Source organism: Rhodoferax ferrireducens (assembly GCF_003347515.1).
Lineage (GTDB): Bacteria > Pseudomonadota > Gammaproteobacteria > Burkholderiales > Burkholderiaceae_C > Rhodoferax.
Map to the genome: position 1 here is coordinate 1 of NZ_QEII01000180.1, position 15,854 is coordinate 15,854.

18 protein-coding genes and 1 pseudogene are annotated in these 15,854 nt (G+C 61.2%); 8 read left to right on the plus strand and 11 right to left on the minus strand.

What is annotated here, in order from left to right:
• Positions 1–126: pseudogene (locus C5P05_RS34270) on the plus strand (type I methionyl aminopeptidase); the annotation flags it as partial.
• A 215-nt stretch (positions 127–341) separates the two neighbouring features.
• Here C5P05_RS34270 and C5P05_RS01345 read toward each other — a convergent pair.
• The 9 genes from C5P05_RS01345 to C5P05_RS01385 form a co-directional block, all read right to left on the minus strand.
• Positions 342–881 (minus strand): gluconokinase, encoded by a 540-nt coding sequence (locus C5P05_RS01345; protein WP_114968102.1) that lies wholly within the window; start codon positions 879–881, stop codon positions 342–344.
• Positions 882–937: 56 nt separating this feature from the next.
• Positions 938–1,975 carry a DctP family TRAP transporter solute-binding subunit gene (locus C5P05_RS01350; RefSeq protein WP_232834296.1) on the minus strand — a complete coding sequence of 346 codons (1,038 nt, stop codon included), beginning with the start codon at positions 1,973–1,975 and terminating at the stop codon, positions 938–940.
• A gap of 64 nt (positions 1,976–2,039) precedes the next feature.
• The gene (locus C5P05_RS01355) at positions 2,040–2,984 is read right to left on the minus strand and encodes a sugar kinase (RefSeq protein WP_114968103.1); all 945 of its coding nucleotides are present in this window, start codon (positions 2,982–2,984) and stop codon (positions 2,040–2,042) included.
• A 5-nt stretch (positions 2,985–2,989) separates the two neighbouring features.
• A complete protein-coding gene (locus tag C5P05_RS01360; RefSeq protein WP_114968104.1) occupies positions 2,990–4,027 on the minus strand; it encodes an L-idonate 5-dehydrogenase in 1,038 nt (345 codons plus the stop codon).
• Positions 4,028–4,084: 57 nt separating this feature from the next.
• Complete coding sequence (locus C5P05_RS01365; RefSeq protein ID WP_114968105.1) at positions 4,085–5,365, minus strand: TRAP transporter large permease; 1,281 nt, start codon at positions 5,363–5,365, stop codon at positions 4,085–4,087.
• On the minus strand, positions 5,362–5,955 hold the full coding sequence (locus C5P05_RS01370) for a TRAP transporter small permease (RefSeq protein WP_114968106.1): 594 nt from the start codon (positions 5,953–5,955) through the stop codon (positions 5,362–5,364). Before C5P05_RS01370 ends, C5P05_RS01365 begins: the two co-directional genes overlap by 4 nt.
• A gap of 22 nt (positions 5,956–5,977) precedes the next feature.
• On the minus strand, positions 5,978–7,003 hold the full coding sequence (locus C5P05_RS01375; protein WP_114968107.1) for a TRAP transporter substrate-binding protein: 1,026 nt from the start codon (positions 7,001–7,003) through the stop codon (positions 5,978–5,980).
• 91 nt (positions 7,004–7,094) lie between these two features.
• On the minus strand, positions 7,095–8,342 hold the full coding sequence (locus tag C5P05_RS01380; protein ID WP_114968108.1) for an enolase C-terminal domain-like protein: 1,248 nt from the start codon (positions 8,340–8,342) through the stop codon (positions 7,095–7,097).
• 1 nt (position 8,343) lies between these two features.
• Positions 8,344–9,126: an SDR family oxidoreductase gene (locus C5P05_RS01385; protein WP_114968109.1), complete on the minus strand. Its 783-nt coding sequence runs from the start codon at positions 9,124–9,126 to the stop codon at positions 8,344–8,346.
• A 137-nt stretch (positions 9,127–9,263) separates the two neighbouring features.
• On the opposite strand from C5P05_RS01385, the gene C5P05_RS01390 reads away from it, so the two are divergent.
• The gene (locus C5P05_RS01390; RefSeq protein WP_114968110.1) at positions 9,264–9,986 is read left to right on the plus strand and encodes a FadR/GntR family transcriptional regulator; all 723 of its coding nucleotides are present in this window, start codon (positions 9,264–9,266) and stop codon (positions 9,984–9,986) included.
• A 2-nt stretch (positions 9,987–9,988) separates the two neighbouring features.
• Positions 9,989–11,137 carry a galactonate dehydratase gene (gene dgoD, locus C5P05_RS01395; RefSeq protein WP_114968111.1) on the plus strand — a complete coding sequence of 383 codons (1,149 nt, stop codon included), beginning with the start codon at positions 9,989–9,991 and terminating at the stop codon, positions 11,135–11,137.
• 4 nt (positions 11,138–11,141) lie between these two features.
• Here the strand turns inward: dgoD and C5P05_RS01400 are convergent, their stop codons facing one another.
• A complete protein-coding gene (locus C5P05_RS01400) occupies positions 11,142–12,866 on the minus strand; it encodes an ABC transporter ATP-binding protein/permease (RefSeq protein ID WP_114968112.1) in 1,725 nt (574 codons plus the stop codon).
• A 141-nt stretch (positions 12,867–13,007) separates the two neighbouring features.
• Here C5P05_RS01400 and C5P05_RS01405 point away from each other — a divergent pair, with 141 nt between their 5' ends.
• The 4 genes from C5P05_RS01405 to C5P05_RS01420 all read left to right on the plus strand — a co-directional run bounded on the left by C5P05_RS01405 (position 13,008) and on the right by C5P05_RS01420 (position 14,782).
• Positions 13,008–13,415, plus strand: a complete 408-nt coding sequence (locus C5P05_RS01405) for a DUF3597 domain-containing protein (protein WP_114968113.1) — start codon at positions 13,008–13,010, stop codon at positions 13,413–13,415.
• Positions 13,416–13,451: 36 nt separating this feature from the next.
• Positions 13,452–14,045 carry a DUF937 domain-containing protein gene (locus C5P05_RS01410; RefSeq protein WP_114968114.1) on the plus strand — a complete coding sequence of 198 codons (594 nt, stop codon included), beginning with the start codon at positions 13,452–13,454 and terminating at the stop codon, positions 14,043–14,045.
• Positions 14,046–14,144: 99 nt separating this feature from the next.
• Positions 14,145–14,423 (plus strand): type II toxin-antitoxin system ParD family antitoxin, encoded by a 279-nt coding sequence (locus C5P05_RS01415; protein WP_114968115.1) that lies wholly within the window; start codon positions 14,145–14,147, stop codon positions 14,421–14,423.
• Complete coding sequence (locus tag C5P05_RS01420; RefSeq protein WP_114968116.1) at positions 14,423–14,782, plus strand: type II toxin-antitoxin system RelE/ParE family toxin; 360 nt, start codon at positions 14,423–14,425, stop codon at positions 14,780–14,782. The genes C5P05_RS01415 and C5P05_RS01420 overlap by 1 nt, the downstream gene beginning before the upstream one ends.
• Before the next feature lie 13 nt (positions 14,783–14,795).
• On the opposite strand, the gene C5P05_RS35200 is transcribed toward C5P05_RS01420, so the two are convergent.
• Positions 14,796–14,918 carry a helix-turn-helix domain-containing protein gene (locus C5P05_RS35200; protein ID WP_420130715.1) on the minus strand — a complete coding sequence of 41 codons (123 nt, stop codon included), beginning with the start codon at positions 14,916–14,918 and terminating at the stop codon, positions 14,796–14,798.
• 428 nt (positions 14,919–15,346) lie between these two features.
• Between C5P05_RS35200 and C5P05_RS01425 the strand changes: the two genes are divergently transcribed.
• Entirely contained in the window at positions 15,347–15,568 is a 222-nt protein-coding gene (locus C5P05_RS01425) for a hypothetical protein (RefSeq protein WP_114968117.1), read from the plus strand.
• The last annotated feature ends 286 nt before the right edge of the window (positions 15,569–15,854 follow it).

Below are 15,854 nucleotides of genomic sequence, written 5' to 3' on the forward strand. Positions count from 1 at the left end.
TGGACCGTCGTGACAAAGGACAGGTCTCTGTCCGCCCAGTGGGAACACATGGTCGCTGTAACGCCTTCAGGGTATGAGGTGCTTACGGCTTGGCCAGGAGGCACAGGTGCTTACGCGCCGGTTTGACACTCAGCTTGGGCGGGGCTTGGCTCCAGGCGATTGCGTCAATGCGGACAGGTAGCTTATGGTTTCAGGTCTTGCATTGGGCATGTGGGAGCCGCTGTCGAAGGTTCGCTTCTGGCCCAAACTTGTCATCTCAAGCGCGATCGGCAGGTAACGCCTCGATGGTTGCGGCCTTTGGTCTGCGCCCGAGCACGGTAATTGGCTCGGTGGTCTGCGGACTATTGACGGATTGATGCATGCGCTGTGCCACTGCATCCGACGTGAGCGCCGAGTTCCAACCAGGCGCTGACCTGCGATTGCAGTTGCGCCAGCGATGCGGTGGCATCCACCTGCAGCACATTGGGTTCGCCCACAGGCGACTCCAACACTGCAAACTGACTTTCGACCAGGTTTGCCGAAAAGAAGTGCGAAGCTCGCGCTGCGACCCTTGACTGTGCCGCTTCACGGCTCAGGCTCAGGAAAACAAAGAGCAGGCCGGGTGACGCTTTGCGCAGGCGGTCGCGGTATTGGCGCTTGAGCGCGGAACAGGTCAGCGCGATGCCTTGGGGTGCAGCCTGCAACTGCTCGCCCAGGATGTTCAACCAGCCGTCCCTGTCTTCGTCGTTCAGGGCAATGCCCTGGCTCATCTTGGCGCGGTTGGCTGCGCTGTGGAAGTCGTCGCCTTCGACCAGCGGCACTCCCTGTGCCAGTGCGACAGCTGCCGCGAGACTGGACTTGCCACAACCCGCGACGCCCATGAAAACCACGGATCTATTCATATGTCCACCAGAAACACAAGGAAGTCGCTGTTACGTCACGCGGCAGTGCGGCGAGGTCAGCGCTTGGCGCTGCGGAACTTCTTCAGTTCAGCGTAAAACGACTGGGCGAACTCCGCACCGATGGTTTCGGTATTCTTGTCGATGACAGGCTGCACGGCGACGCGGATCTTCTCCAGTTCAGCTGCTGGCATCTCCGTCACAGACATGCCCTTGGCCTTGAGTTGCGAGACCACATCGGCGGCCTGCCGCAGTTCTTCGCTGCGCTGGAAGGTGCGCGTCTCCTCTGCCACCTTCTGGACGGTTTTTTGCTGGTCGGGTGTCAGGCTAGACCACCACTTCTTCGATGCCAGCAGCGCCACCGGTGTGTAGACGTGATTGGTGATCGTCAGGTACTTTTGCACCTCAAACATCTTGTTCGCGTACATGTCCACCACGGGGTGTTCGTAGCCGTCAAGCGCGCGAATTTCCAATGCCGGGTAGACCTCGGGAAACGCCATCGGCACGGCATTCATGCCCATGGCATTGAAGCTGGCCAGTGCCATGGGGCTCTGCATCACACGCACCTTGAGCCCTTTCATGTCGGACATGGTGTTGAGTGAGCGCTTGCTGTTGGACATATTGCGAAAAGCGCCGCCCGCCCACACCAGGCCCTGGACGTTCATGTCACCCAAGCCATCCAAAATCTTGCGCCCCACCGGGCCGTCCAGCACATAGGCAGCCTCTGCGTCGCTGCCGAAGAGGAATGGGAAGTCGAAAATCTGCAGCTCTTTCTTGCGCGCTGAAATGGGTGACAGCGCACCCATGTAGAGGTCTTGCGTGCCGCTTTGTACGGCAATCAGCATCTTGTCTTCGCCACCGAGCACGGCACTGCCATAAACGTCGATCGCCACTTTGCCTCCCGTCGCCTTTTCTACGTTGGCCGCAAATTGCTTCATCGCTACTGCGCGAGGGTGCGAATCAGAAAACGAGTGGCCTAGCTTGGCTCGTTTCACATCCTGCGCCACGGCAGACGAGAGTCCGCCCAGCATCAGGGTTGCGCCGGCCAGGGCGGTGAGTGTTTTGGTGATCAGGCGGCGGGTTCTGGATTGCATCATGAGCTCCTTTTATGGTTGCAACGGAAAAAATTGCAGGGACTAACAGGGGAAAACGTGTGTTCGTTCAGGCCGATATGGCATTGAGTTCATCGCGCGTGGGCAGGCCATCGGAGTCGCCGGGGAACTGCACGACCCGTGCGCCAATGGTGTTGCCACGCGCCGTGGCCGCGGCCAGCGTCAGACCTTCCAGCAGGCCGGACACAACGCCCACGGCGAAGCCGTCGCCGGCCCCCACGGTGTCCACGATGCGCGATACCGAAACACCCGGCACCAGGCCATTCTCATTGGCCGTGGCGAAATACGCACCGTCGGGCCCGAGCTTGACGACCACACACTTGGCTCCGCGCTCAAGGTAGAAATCGGCAATGCCCGAGGCACTGTCCCGGCCGGTCAACAACTGCCCCTCAGCCAAGCCTGGCAACACCCAGTCGCTGAACGATGACAAGCGGTTGAGGCAGTCCACCATCTCGCCCTGCGAGCGCCACAAAGCCGGGCGCAGATTGGGATCGAAGGAAATCGACTTTCCCGTCTGGCGGGCCGTGGCGGCCAGCTCGAAGATCATCTCCCGCGTCGATGGGGAAACGCCCACGTAGATGCCCGTGAGGTGGAGATGGCGTGCAGCGGCACAGTAGGCACGGTCAAGCTCGCCTGCATGCATGTGGCTGGCTGCGGAGTCGTGGCGAAAGTATTCAATCTGCGGGTCACTGCCATCGTCACTTCGCGATTTCAGCATGAAGCCCGTGGCATGGTCGTTGTCGATTGCCAAGTGACGGCGGTCTATGCCCTCGCGGTCGAGGGTTGCGGCCAGAGATCGCCCAAAGGAATCACTGCCCAGGCGGCTCAGGTAGCCCACCCGCAGTCCCAGCCGGGCCAGGCCGATGGCGACATTCAGCTCGGCGCCGGCGGTGGTGCGCGCAAAGGTCCTTACTGCGTCCAGCGGCCCTGGCTGCTGCGCCGCAAACAGCACCATGGCCTCGCCGGCGGTGATGACGTCCAATTCCATAGTCATGTTGCTCAGTCGAAATTCAGCAGGACCTTCATCGACTGCGAACGGTCTGCCGCGAGCGCGAAGGCCTTGCCGGCATCACGGTAAGGCAATGTGGCGGAGATCAAGGGCTTGAGATCGACCAGGCCCTTGTTGATGAGATCGACCGCCACGCCGAACTCTTCGTGAAAACGGAAGGCGCCGCGCATGTCGAACTCTTTGGCCACGACGGTGTTGAACGGCAGCGTGAGCTCGCTGCCCGACAGGCCGACCTGCACCAACACACCGCGCGGGCGAACCACGTCAAAGGCGGCACGCAGCGCACGTTCGTTGCCACTGGCTTCAAACAGCACATCGAACTGGCCCTTGTCCACCGCATACTTGGCCAGGGCCTCGGGCGACTCGGCCACGTTGATCGCCTCATCGGCGCCCACTTTAAGTGCCTTGCGCAGCGGCTGTTCCATCACGTCGGTGGCCACGATCACGGTTGCGCCGGCGCGGCGCGCGGCGATGATCACCATCGCGCCGATGGGGCCGCAGCCGGTGACGAGTACCTTGCGACCCAACAGCGGGCCGGCCCGGTTCACGGCATGCAGCGCCACGGCCAGTGGCTCGGCCATGGCACCTTCGGCATTTGACACACCATCAGCCAGCTTGTAAGCCTGGCTGGCGCCGACCACGATTTCCTGCCGGAAAGCGCCTTGCACATGGGGCATGCGCATGGCGCTGCCGAAGTAGCGCATGTCGAGGCAGTGGTTTTGCAAGCCGAGTTGGCAGAAGCGGCACTGGCCGCAGGGGTGACTGGGGTTGACGGCGATGCGGTCGCCCAGCGCGAGGTGAGTGACGTCAGGCGCCACCTCATCGAGCACGCCCGCCACCTCGTGGCCCAGCACCATCGGTTGCTGGATGCGTATGGCACCAAAGCCACCGTGCTGGTAGTAGTGCAGATCGGACCCGCAGATGCCGCCAGTGCGGATGCGCACGCGCACCTGTCCGGGCCCGACCGCGGGCGTGGGATAGTCTTCGACGCGCAGGTCGCCGGGCGAATGTATAACGAGAGCTTCCATGAACGGTTGGCTTCCTGAAGGATGAAGGGGTGAGGGAGGGAGATTGGGTTGATTGGGTTAGCGGGTCATCATCTGCAGCGGCCACATCACGATTTGTGGAAACACCACCAGCAGGAACATCACAATGGCCTGGGCCGTCATGAAAGGCAGGACCCCCTTGATGGCCCCGCTCATGGGAATCCTGGCGATACTGCACACCACGTTCAGGACGGTACCCACCGGCGGTGTGACCAGACCAATCGCATTGTTCATGATGAAGAGTACGCCGAAGTACACCGGGTCGATGCCCGCCTGTTTCAACACCGGCATCAGTACCGGCGTCATGATCAGCACCGTCGGCGTGAAGTCCAGGGCCGTGCCGACGACCAGCACCAGCAGCATCAGCACGAAGGTCAGCAGCATCTTGTTGTCCATCAGCGGCGCTACCAGTTCAGCCAACTGTTGCGGAATGTTGGCGGTCGTGATCAGCCACGCCGACACCCCGGCTGCCGAGACCAGGAACATGATGATCGCCGTGGTCTCCGCGGCACGGTAAAAGAGATGGAACAGTTGCTGGGGCTTGATTTCCCGGTACACCACCAGGCCGACGAACAGCGAGTAGACCGCCGCGATAACGGCCGCCTCGGTCGGCGTGAAGATGCCGAACTTCAGGCCACCGACGATCACCAGCGGCAGTACCAGCGCCCACAGCGCTTGGCGTGTCGCCACCCTGCGCTCGGCCATGGTGCATTTAGGTTCGGGCTTGACATTCTCCTTGCCGATCGACCAGCGCCACGCCAGCATGATGGCCAATCCCATCATGATGCCGGGCACGATACCGGCAATGAACAGCTTGGTGATGGAGACGCCGCCGGTCACGCCATACAGGATCATGGCGATGGAGGGCGGAATCACCGGCGCGATGATGCCGCCGCAAGCGATCAGGCCGCACGAGCGGTTCACGTTGTAGCCCGCCTTGCGCATCATCGGCACCAGCACCGCGGCCAGGGCGGCGGTATCTGCCACTGCCGAGCCCGATAGCGACGCCATGATGACGGCCGCCATAACCGCCACGTAGCCCAAGCCACCGCGGATGTGGCCAATCCAGGACATGGCCATGACGATGATGCGTCGGGTCATGCCGCCAGCGTTCATGAACTCGCCCGCGAGCATGAAGAAGGGCACGGCGAGCAACGGGAAGCTGTTCGCGCCGTCCCACATGTTTTGAATCACGATCTGGGGATCGGTCACGCCCAGGTAGAACATCATCGAGATGCCGCAACCGATCAGCGCGAATGCAACGGGCATGCCCAGCGCCATGAGGCCGAGCAGCGAAGTGATAAATACCAGGATGGTCATGGCTTCGAGCCTCCGCTAGTGGCGTGCATTTTTGTCTGCTCGATGATCTCTTTTTCAACTTCCATGGCATCGCTCATGCCTTCTTCATGAACGTCGATGAGCTCATCGTCAGCCACCTTGCCGAGAACCAGGCGGATCAGGTTTGACGTGCAAATGATGGCAATCGCCGTGCCCGTGAGGTAGCTCACGCCAAACACCCACAGCATGCTGATCTGGGCCACCGGCGAAGCATTGCCCTCGATGATGTCGTGCTGCAGCCAGGTGCCGTAGACGATGTACACGCAGCACACCAGCATGACGGCCTGGCTCAGTGCCCAGCACACTTTTCGACCCAGCATGGGCAATGCCAGTACCAGGATGTCCACCCCCAGATGGGCTCGCCGGCGCATTCCGACAATGGCGCCGAGGAAGGTCATCCAGACAAAGGCGAAGCGCGGGATTTCCTCCGACAGGTCGATACCCGTGTTGAAGAACAGACGCAGAACCACGTTGCCGAACACCATGACGAGCATGACGACCAGGCACAGCACCATCATGACTTCGAGCGCTCGCGTGAATGCGTCTGCTATCGATTTGAGTATCTTTCCCATAGGGGTTCCCAATAGAGTGAAATTACTTGCCCGCGCGTGCCTTGTCGATCTCGGCGTAGAACTCTTTCACAAATTCATCGCCGATGATGGGCGAGAACTTGGCCACCACGGGTTTGACCTTTTCCTGGATGCGCGCCAGCTCGGCCGGGCTCACGGTGTTGAGCGTCACGCCAGCAGCCTTGAACTTGGTGACCACATCCACATCGCCTTCTTCCAGCAGCTTGCGCTGCAACAAGCCGGCTTCGGTGGCGGCCTTCTGGACCCCCGCTTTGTCAGCAGGCGTCAAGGTATCCCAAAACTTTTTCGAGGCCACCAGGGCGACTGGCGTGTAAACGTGGTTGGTCACGGAGATGAATTTTTGCACCTCCTGCATCTTGTTCGAGTACATGTGCACCAGCGGATTTTCCTGGCCGTCCAGCGCCTTGATTTCCAGCGCCGGGAACACTTCGGCAAAAGCCATCGGGACCGCGTTGGCGCCCATGGCCTTCCAGGTGTCCAGCGCCACCGGGTTGGCCATCACACGAATCTTCAAGCCGGACACGTCTTCCAGTTTGGTCACGCTGCGCTTGCTGTTCGACAGGTTGCGAAAGCCCATGCCAGTCCAGGTCAAACCGACCAAACCGGCGGACTCGATTTTCTGGAAAATTTTCTTGGACGAAGCGCCGTCCAGCACGGCGTAAACCTCTTTTTCGTTCTGGAACATGAAAGGCAAATCCCAGACTTGCACTTCCTTCACGCGGGTCGACAGCGGTGCGAGGGTTCCAATGTAAAACTCCTGCGTGCCGGACTGAACCGCTTGCAGCTGCTTTTCGTCACTGCCCAGCACGGCACTGTGATAAGCCTGCAGCTTCACATTGCCTTTGGTGTAGGTGCCAACCAGTTCTGCAAATTTGTTGATGGCAGCTGCCTGCGGATGGCTCTCGGGCATGGCATGGCCGACCTTTGCCTTGATTTCGGCAAACGCCATGTTGGAGCACAGCGCAATTGAGGCGATGGCCATCAGCGTCACGCGACGCAGGGTGAAGCGGGCTGGGATAGTTGAATTCATGGTGTTGTCTCCGTCTTGGTTGTGGTTAGGTAGTCGACGGCGCTCGCCCAAGTGCTTGCACCGCCGTGGAAAATCAAGGGGCTCAGATCGCTCAGGGTGTCTGCAAGGTGCCATCCACCAGCCGCGTTTGGGTCCAGGTCGTCACATTGCTCTCGCAGGGGTATTTGGCAGCCTCGCGCTCGTCGATATCGACCCCCAGTCCTGGTTTGTCATTGGCATAGACGTAGCCTTGTCGGAACTCCGGCAGGCCGGGAAAAACCTCCAGCAGTGCGTCACGCGGACCTTTGAGCTCCTGAATCACGAAGTTCGGCGGCTCGGTGCCGGACCACTCCTGAACGCCAAAATTCCTGGCCGCCAGATCAATGTGGATGTTGGCCGCATGCGCCAACGGAGACATGTCGCCGGGCCCATGCCAGGCGGTGCGCACGCCATATTGCTCGGCAAACATCTGCAGCTTGCGCCCCGGCGTGATGCCGCCGACCTGACTCAGGTGAACGCGCACGAAGTCGATCAGGCGCTCCGAGATCAAGGTACGCCATTCGAACGGGTGATTGAACAACTCGCCTTGTGCCAGGGGGAGGGTGGTTTTGGCGCGCAGTTGCCGTATCCACTCGCCTTCTTCCAGCGCAATGGCGTCCTCCAGGAAGAACAGCTCAAAAGCTTCCAGCTCGCAAGCGAAGCGGATGGCATCCACCGGCTTCAGGCGTTCGTGCACGTCGTGGCACAACTCCACATCAAACCCGACACGGTTGCGAATGCCATCAAACATCTTGATCGTTTCACGCATGTACTTGCGGTGGTCGAGGTAGATGCCCGCCGGGGCGCCCTCCGGCGCATGGCCGGGCGCCGCGCCGTAGCCGCCACCGCCATAGCCGCCGCTTTGGCAACGAATATGCGTGATGCCCTGCTCACGGTATTTCTGGATGTTGTCGCACAGTTCACCGAGGTCTTTGCCGTCGGCGTGACGGTAGATGGGCACGCCTTCGCGGCACTTGCCGCCGAACAATTGGTACAGCGGCATGTTCGCCAGCTTGCCCTTGATATCCCACAACGCCATGTCGATGCCGGAGATGGCATTGTTCTCAATCGGACCATTGCGCCAGTAGGCGTTCTGGTGCATCAGCTGCCACAACTCTTCAATGGCGTGCGCATCGCGCCCCACGATCAGAGGTTTCAGGTATTCCTCGATCAGGCACTTGACCGCGAGATGGCGGTAAGCAAAGGTGCCGCAACCCAGACCATAGAGTCCTGGCTGGTTGGTCTCAATCTTGACCACCAGCAGGTTAATCCCTTCGGGGGCGGTCAGGATGACCTTGACGTCAGTGATGAGCGTGGACATGTTAAAGCACCGACAGCCAGCCACCATCGACGTAAATGATCTGGCCATTCACGTAGCTGGACGCGTTGGAGGCGAGGTAGATCGCCGTGCCCACCAGTTCTTCCGGGCGCCCCCAGCGCTGCGCCGGATTGCTGCTCTTGACCCAGGCATCAAACGTCGGGTTGTTCACCAGCGCCTCGTTCATGTCGGTCAGGATGTAGCCCGGCCCGATGGAGTTGGCCTGGATATTGAACTGCGCCCATTCCGCCGCCATGGCACGCGAGAGCATCTTGATGCCGCCCTTGGCCACCGTATAAGGCGCCACGGTAGCGCGGGCGGCTTCGCTGGTGAGCGAGCCGATGTTGATGATCTTGCCGCCCGACTGGCGGGCAATCATGCGCCGCGCTGCCGCGCGCCCCACGATGAACGCCGCCGTGAGATTGGTGTTGATCACCCGGTGCCAGTCTGCCAGCGCCAGGTCCACCATCGGCTGGCGGTGCTGAATACCCGCGTTGTTGATCAGGATGTCGATGGCGATGGCGCGTTGGTCAAACCCGGCAAAAGCCGCTTCCACGGCCGCTTCGTCGGCCACGTCAAAAGCCGCACCCTCAACCTGCAAGCCGAGGGCGGTGAGACGACTCACGGCCGCGTCCACCACCTCGGGCTGGCGGCTATTCAGGATGACTTTGGCCCCGGCTTCGGCCAGGCCTTGGGCCAGCGCGAAACCAATGCCGCGGGAGGAGCCCGTGATCAATGCCGTGTGGCCGGCGAGGTCGAACAGGGAGGAGTTGCTGTTGGATTTCATGCCAGCGAATATATAATACGTATGATGTTTGTATTCCTAGGGAATACCCTAGGGCATCAGGCCACGCTTGATCATTGATACTCGGGGAACGACTGAAATTCTGGAGAATTCAATTGTCATACCTCACATAAATAATCATGACTCAACGAGCTTCCACACCGCGCGCTACTTTTCAGGAACAAGTCCTGGATGCGCTGGGCCGGGATATTTGCAGCGGACGCATCCGTCCGGGTCAGTTGTTGCCACCCGAAGCGGAACTGTGCGAGCGCTTTGGCTTCAGTCGCATCGTGATCCGCGAGGCCATCAAATCACTGGCCGCCAAAGGCCTGCTGGAAGTCACACGCCGGGTCGGCACGCTGGTACTGGAGCCCACCCGGTGGAATCTGTTTGACCCGGACATCATCGGATGGCGCGCAGCCTCCGCCGTATTCGACCCCATCCTGTCGCGCGACCTCATGGAAATGCGCCGCATCATCGAACCAGCGGCCGTGCGCCTGGCCGCGCTGCGCGCCAGCGACGAAGACCGCCGCAACCTGCGGTCGGCCTACATGGCGATGGCGCGGGCGGTGGCCGGCAAGGGCGACTACGTCAAGGCCGACCTGGCATTTCATACCATCATCCTGTCGGCCTGCGGCAACCAGTTCGTGCGCCAGATGCAGGACGCCATGGCTGCCCTGCTGCAGGTCAACTTTGACGTCATCACCCAGAAGCCGGGCGGACCCGCGCATTCGCTGCCCCTGCACGAGGCCGTGTGCATCGCCATCGAGCATGGCGACGCGCAAGCCGCGGAGCGCGCAGCACTGATCCTGATCGATGGGGCGGAAGAAGACATGCGCGAACTGGTGCCGGCGCGCACATAGCCATGAAGATCACCCGGCTGACCACCTTCATCGTGCCACCCCGTTGGTGCTTCCTGAAAATCGAAACCGATGCAGGCATCGTCGGCTGGGGCGAACCCGTGCTGGAAGGCCGCGCGCACACCGTGGCCGCTGCGGTGGAGGAACTCTCGGACTACCTGATCGGCAAAGACCCGCGCCGCATCGAAGACCACTGGACGGTCATGTACCGGGGCGGCTTTTACCGCGGCGGCGGCGTCCACATGAGCGCCATCGCGGGCATCGACCAGGCGCTGTGGGACATCAAGGGCAAGGCGCTGGGCGTGCCGGTGTCCGAGCTGCTGGGCGGCAACGTGCGCGACCGCATCCGGGTCTACAGCTGGATTGGCGGCGATCGCCCCAGCGAAACGGCAGCGGCGGCGAAAGCCGCCGTCGCCAGCGGCTTCACCGCCGTGAAAATGAATGGCACAGAAGAGCTGCAGTACGTGGACACCTTCGACAAGGTCGAGCGCTGCCTGCAAAACGTGGCGGCGGTGCGCGATGCCGTCGGCCCCCATGTGGGCATCGGCGTCGACTTTCATGGCCGGGTGCACAAGCCCATGGCCAAGGTGTTGATCAAGGAGCTGGAGCCCTACCGCCTGATGTTCGTTGAGGAGCCGGTCCTGAGCGAACACTATGAAGCGCTGAAGGAGCTCGCGCACTTGTCTTCGACGCCCATTGCGCTGGGTGAGCGGCTCTACTCGCGCTGGGATTTCAAGCGCGTGCTCTCGGAAGGCTATGTGGACATCATCCAGCCCGACCCCTCGCACGCGGGCGGTATCACCGAGACGCGAAAAATCGCCTCCATGGCTGAGGCCTATGACGTGGCATTGGCGCTGCATTGCCCGCTCGGCCCCATCGCACTGGCGGCCAACCTCCAGCTGGATGCCGTTTGCTACAACGCCTTCATCCAGGAACAAAGCTTGGGCATCCACTACAACGCGGCCAACGACTTGCTTGACTATGTGACAAATCGCGAAGTTTTCGCCTACCAGGACGGTATGGTGGCGATCCCCCAGGGGCCCGGTCTCGGGATTGAAGTCAACGAGGCTTACGTGCGTGAGCGGGCCGCGGAAGGACATCGGTGGCGCAATCCCATATGGCGCCACGCCGATGGCAGCTTTGCCGAATGGTGATGTGTCACGCCCAACGGTAGCCTCTCGCCTCGTGTAGCGTCCAGCTGCCGTTACCGGGCAGCTCCAGCACCCGGTGATGGTGCTTCACGATGGCCGGGTGATGGCTGACGCTGATCGGTGTGATGGACAGGCCGGCCAGCTGGCCGTACAGACGCTCCTCATTGCTCGCATCCAGCGCGCTGGTGGCCTCGTCCAGCAGCAGGTAGCGGGGCTTGGCGAGCAAGGCCCGGGCAAAGGCCAGCCGCTGCTGCTCGCCGACGGACAGCACCCGGGACCAGTCCAGCTCGGCGCCCAGGCCGCCGAAGCGCTCCGCCAAGGTCGGCAAATTGACCCGCTCAAGCCACTGCAGCAGCTCCTCGTCCGAGATGCCGTGCACGGTTTGCGGGTAGGTTAGCTGGCAGCGCAGGTCGCCCAGGGGCAAGTAGGGCTGTTGCGGCAGGAACAGCATGTTCGATCCGGCCGGGCGCGTGACTTCGCCCGAGCCCGTGTTCCATAGCCCCGCAATGACCCGCAACAGCGAACTCTTGCCGGTGCCGCTGGGCCCGACGATCAGCAGTCCTTCGCCCGGAGTGACGGCCAGCGTCAGCTCATTAATCAGCAGGTGCTCGCGGTTGGGCGTGAGCACCGTCAAACGCTCAAGGGCGAGCGCAAAGCCATGCACGGTGAGAATCTGCCGGGCCGCGGCGTCGGGGCCCATGGCGGGCGGGTCGGGTTGAACATTCAGGGTCTCAGAGAAGGCGTGCAGCCGGTCCACACCGGCGGAGAAGCGGCTCAGGCCCTCGAAGTGATTGACGATCACCGTCAATGCGCCCAGGATGGCCGCGAAGGCGCCAGCGGCCTGGATCGCCCGGCCAACTTCCAGCTTCCCGGAGAGGACATCATTCGCAATGATCACGGTGGGCAGCACGATGGTCAGGAAACTGTGGGCGTATTGAAAGAGGTTGAGCTTGAACTGCCAGCGCAGCACCTGCTGGTAGTTGGCGTAGGCCGCCGCGAATACACGCTGCAGCGCCGACATCTCGCGCGCCTCGCCGTCGTGGAAGGCAATCGGCTCCGCGTGTTCGCGCACCCGCACCAGGCTGAAGCGAAAGTCGGCCTCGCGTTGCAGTTGGCGAAAGTTCAAGCCGATGAGGCGCTTGCCGAATGCCGCGCCCGTGAACACGGTGCTGAACACCGCATAGCCGAGCAGGAAGTAAACCAGCCCCTGCGAGATGGTCCACAGCACGCTGGAAAAAGCGACCAGGTCGATCAACGAGCCCAGCACGATCATCGAGAAGTAGAGCGACTGCTGGGTGAAGCTGTTGATGTCTTCGGCGATGCGCTGGTCGGGGTTGTCGATGCCGCTGGTGTTGAGCCGGTAATAAGCGCGCTGATGAAAATAGCGTGCCAGAAAGCTGTCCGTCAGCCAGCGGCGCCAGCGCAGCCCGAGGGTGTCGCGCACGTAGTAGTACAGGGCATAGATGGGCACTGCGGCCACGAGGATGGCCGTGTAGCGCCAGATCGAGGCCCAAAAGCGATCGGCATCGCCAGCGGCCAGGGCCGAGGTGAATTCGCCCGACTCGTGGTTGAACAGCACGCTGAAGGCGGTCTGCCCCAGCAGCAGCACGATCAGCAGGGCCAACATGCCCCTGGCACGCCAGCGTTCGTCGGAAAGCCAGTACGGACGCGCGATGGTGAAAAAGCGACGCCACAGACGGGCGTTGAATCCGGGTGCTTCTTCGTTCGTCATGGGCAATTGAATGGCAGGGGGTTCTCGATATCGAAATTCACTCTAGCACAGGGTCAATTGCAGCGGACTAGCGCAATCCGGTTGACGCGAAGATTTTTTGTCCCTAGTATCTTTTTTCTTCCAAGGCACCAGGAGATCATCATGGGATTTTTCAGCAAGATTCTCGAAAAGCTGGGCATGGGCGGCGATAGCGCGGCCGCCGCCCCGGCCGCCTCCCCGTCACCCACGGTCGCGCCCGCGAGCCCGGGCACGGCGCCGGCTGCTGCGCCGTCGCCCGCACCGGTCGCGCTCGTTGATGTCGTCGCGCAACTGGAGCAGCGCGCAGCGGCGAATCCGCAGAAGCTGAACTGGCGCACCTCCATCGTTGACCTGCTGAAACTCCTCGATATGGACAGCAGCATCACCGCGCGCAAGGAGCTGGCCACGGAGTTGGGCTGCCCGGCGGAGCTGATGGGGGATTCGGCCAAGATGAACATTTGGCTGCACAAGACCGTGCTCGCGCGCATCGCCGCCAACGGCGGCAACGTGCCGCAGGATCTACTGGACTGAGATTTCGGCCCAACCGTCAACCCCAGGAGTAAGCACATGCAACTTACCGACATCCTCGCCCAGATGGGCGGCCTCCAGTCCATGGCGCGGGAATTGGGCGTCAACGAAACCCAGGTGGCGAGTGGCGCCGAGGCGCTCATTCCGGCCATTCTCGGCGGCTTCAAGAAGCAGGCGCAATCGCAGCCCGCAGGCCTTGACGGGCTCGGCGGCTTGCTCGGGCAACTCGGCGGCGGCAGTCTGCTCGATCAGGTGCTGGCGCCGCAGCCCACGGACGTGAGCCAGGGCAACGAGGTGCTGGGCCAGATCTTCGGCTCCAAGGACGTGAGCCGTGCGGTCGCGCAGGACGCGGCTTCGCAATCGGGACTTGACCCGACCCTGCTCAAGAAAATGCTGCCCATGCTGGCGATGCTGGTCGCCGGCTTCATGGCGAAGCAGGGGGCTACTGGCGCCGAGGCGCAGCCCGCTCCGGAAGGCGGCGGCGGGCTCGGGGGGCTGCTGGGCGGCTTGCTCGGCGGTCAGAACGCTGCGCCAGGGGGTGCCGCGCCGGGATTCGCCTCGATGCTGGACCTGAATGGCGACGGCAATCCGTTAGATGACATCCTGCAGATGGTCGGCAAGGCCATGCGTTAGCGATCCGTAGTGCTCACTCACTGGATCCACACGGCCACTTGCAACAGTTGGATTCATGGCATAGTATGCCAATACACCAATGCCACTTGAGAGCTTCCCATGCCAACCCGAAATGTTGTCCTCACCGATCACCAAGCCCACTTTGTTGAGCAGCTTGTGACTTCCGGGCGTTACCAGAACGCAAGCGAAGTATTGCGCGAAGGATTACGGCTGGTCGAGCGCCGTGAATCTGAAGATGACATGCGGCTGGCGGCCTTGCGTGAAGCGGTCCGGATCGGCATCGCTGATGTCGACGCAGGTGCTTTTCGCAGTTTTGATTCTGCAGATGCGCTGGGTCAGCATCTGGCCACACTGACTTCTGAAACGCTTGGCACGTAGTGGGGGTCGAGTTCTGGACTGTTCGCCTATCGGCCGCTGCCGAGGCGGATTACCGTCAAATCTTGCGCTGGACGATGGAGAACTTTGGCTCAGTGCAAGCGCGGACGTATGCCGGCACCCTCTCCTCCGCACTGAAAGAGCTACGCGCCGGCCCCGCGATCAGCGGCGCCAAAGAGCGCCGCGAAATCGGCCCCCATCTCTGGACGCTTCATGTCGCCCGAAAAGGGCGCAAAGGCCGGCACTTCGTTATCTTTCGAGTGGGCAGTTTTCAAGGGCAGAATGTCATTGATGTGCTGCGGCTACTGCATGACAGCATGGACCTGGAACGTCACCTGCTGCCGACGGAACTCGACTCGTAGTCAAGACGGATGCTTATTCAGGTACAAATACAGCGGCGCTGATGCCGAAGAACTTGCCCAATTTCCCCGCCAATGTCGCGCTGATCTTGCGCTTGCCCGCCAGAATCGCCGAAAGATTGCTCTGCGTAACCCAGATCGGCGTAAGCTAGTTCACTACTAAATCAGTAGCTGCTTGTGCATATTGGACGGGGGCTAGAGGCTTATTTGGCTTAAAACCATCAGCGCCGGGTTCAGATTGCGAATGCGCCGGTCTTCGCAGTAGCCGCCCACTCGGTGTACAGCAGGAAGGGATACCCAAGCGGGTTCGCGTCTTCGCGGATGGGGCATCCAAGTGCGGAGATACCACAGCAGTAGTGAGCCCTTAATGTACGGGGTAACATTTTGGACTTATGTCGTAATTGCTGTCTTGTGCGCAGCAATCGGTATTCTTATGGCCATCAGAACCATCGCAAGTCATGCTGCCTAACCCGGCGAACGTCAGTGTGCTTTGATACTTTCTCACCAATCATCATTCAACCCTTCGTGTTGCAATCAACACGCAGTTTTCAATCAGAAGCTCACGAGATGAAGGTCTTTAAAGTTATTGTAGGAACCCTATTGACGGCACTTGGGCTGCTATGGGCGGTGCAGGGCGCCGATCTGATTCAAATCAAGCCTATTCTTTGTGTAGCTGACTGTGAACCTATTACCGGCGGCTCAACGCTGTGGCTATCAATTGGCCTCATTACTACGGCGATCGGCCTGGCTTTGCTCGCAAGCCTCAAACTTAAACGCCGGATTAGATAGTCATATGGAAAAGTATGCCAACGCACGCCTACGATAGTCATGATTTCCCCTCTCAAGTAAGTTGATGAAAAGTTCGACCTCTCCATCGTGGCACTTTGTTGCCGTCAACCGCAAGCCCAACGGCTCGCGGCTCGCTTGGGACGGGGAAGTCCCTTTCATTCGTTAGCGATCCAGCCGGCCGCGCCCGGACTCCGTGCCGAAGAAACTTGAGCCGTGCGTGAGGTACCGTTGAGGGGCACGCCACACATGACCGGTAAGCCATTGGTGCCTTTGTGGCCCGTACGTT

Coding starts and splice junctions, on each gene's coding strand:
- C5P05_RS01345 (WP_114968102.1), bottom strand. CDS start 881: ATGAATAGATCCGTGGTTTTCATGGGCGTCGCGGGTTGTGGCAAGTCC.
- dgoD (WP_114968111.1), top strand. CDS start 9,989: ATGAAGATCACCCGGCTGACCACCTTCATCGTGCCACCCCGTTGGTGC.
- C5P05_RS01405 (WP_114968113.1), top strand. CDS start 13,008: ATGGGATTTTTCAGCAAGATTCTCGAAAAGCTGGGCATGGGCGGCGAT.
- C5P05_RS01350 (WP_232834296.1), bottom strand. CDS start 1,975: ATGATGCAATCCAGAACCCGCCGCCTGATCACCAAAACACTCACCGCC.
- C5P05_RS01415 (WP_114968115.1), top strand. CDS start 14,145: ATGCCAACCCGAAATGTTGTCCTCACCGATCACCAAGCCCACTTTGTT.
- C5P05_RS01355 (WP_114968103.1), bottom strand. CDS start 2,984: ATGACTATGGAATTGGACGTCATCACCGCCGGCGAGGCCATGGTGCTG.
- C5P05_RS01360 (WP_114968104.1), bottom strand. CDS start 4,027: ATGGAAGCTCTCGTTATACATTCGCCCGGCGACCTGCGCGTCGAAGAC.
- C5P05_RS01365 (WP_114968105.1), bottom strand. CDS start 5,365: ATGACCATCCTGGTATTTATCACTTCGCTGCTCGGCCTCATGGCGCTG.
- C5P05_RS01385 (WP_114968109.1), bottom strand. CDS start 9,126: ATGAAATCCAACAGCAACTCCTCCCTGTTCGACCTCGCCGGCCACACG.
- C5P05_RS01370 (WP_114968106.1), bottom strand. CDS start 5,955: ATGGGAAAGATACTCAAATCGATAGCAGACGCATTCACGCGAGCGCTC.
- C5P05_RS01375 (WP_114968107.1), bottom strand. CDS start 7,003: ATGAATTCAACTATCCCAGCCCGCTTCACCCTGCGTCGCGTGACGCTG.
- C5P05_RS01400 (WP_114968112.1), bottom strand. CDS start 12,866: ATGACGAACGAAGAAGCACCCGGATTCAACGCCCGTCTGTGGCGTCGC.
- C5P05_RS01380 (WP_114968108.1), bottom strand. CDS start 8,342: ATGTCCACGCTCATCACTGACGTCAAGGTCATCCTGACCGCCCCCGAA.
- C5P05_RS01410 (WP_114968114.1), top strand. CDS start 13,452: ATGCAACTTACCGACATCCTCGCCCAGATGGGCGGCCTCCAGTCCATG.
- C5P05_RS01390 (WP_114968110.1), top strand. CDS start 9,264: ATGACTCAACGAGCTTCCACACCGCGCGCTACTTTTCAGGAACAAGTC.
- C5P05_RS01425 (WP_114968117.1), top strand. CDS start 15,347: ATGAAGGTCTTTAAAGTTATTGTAGGAACCCTATTGACGGCACTTGGG.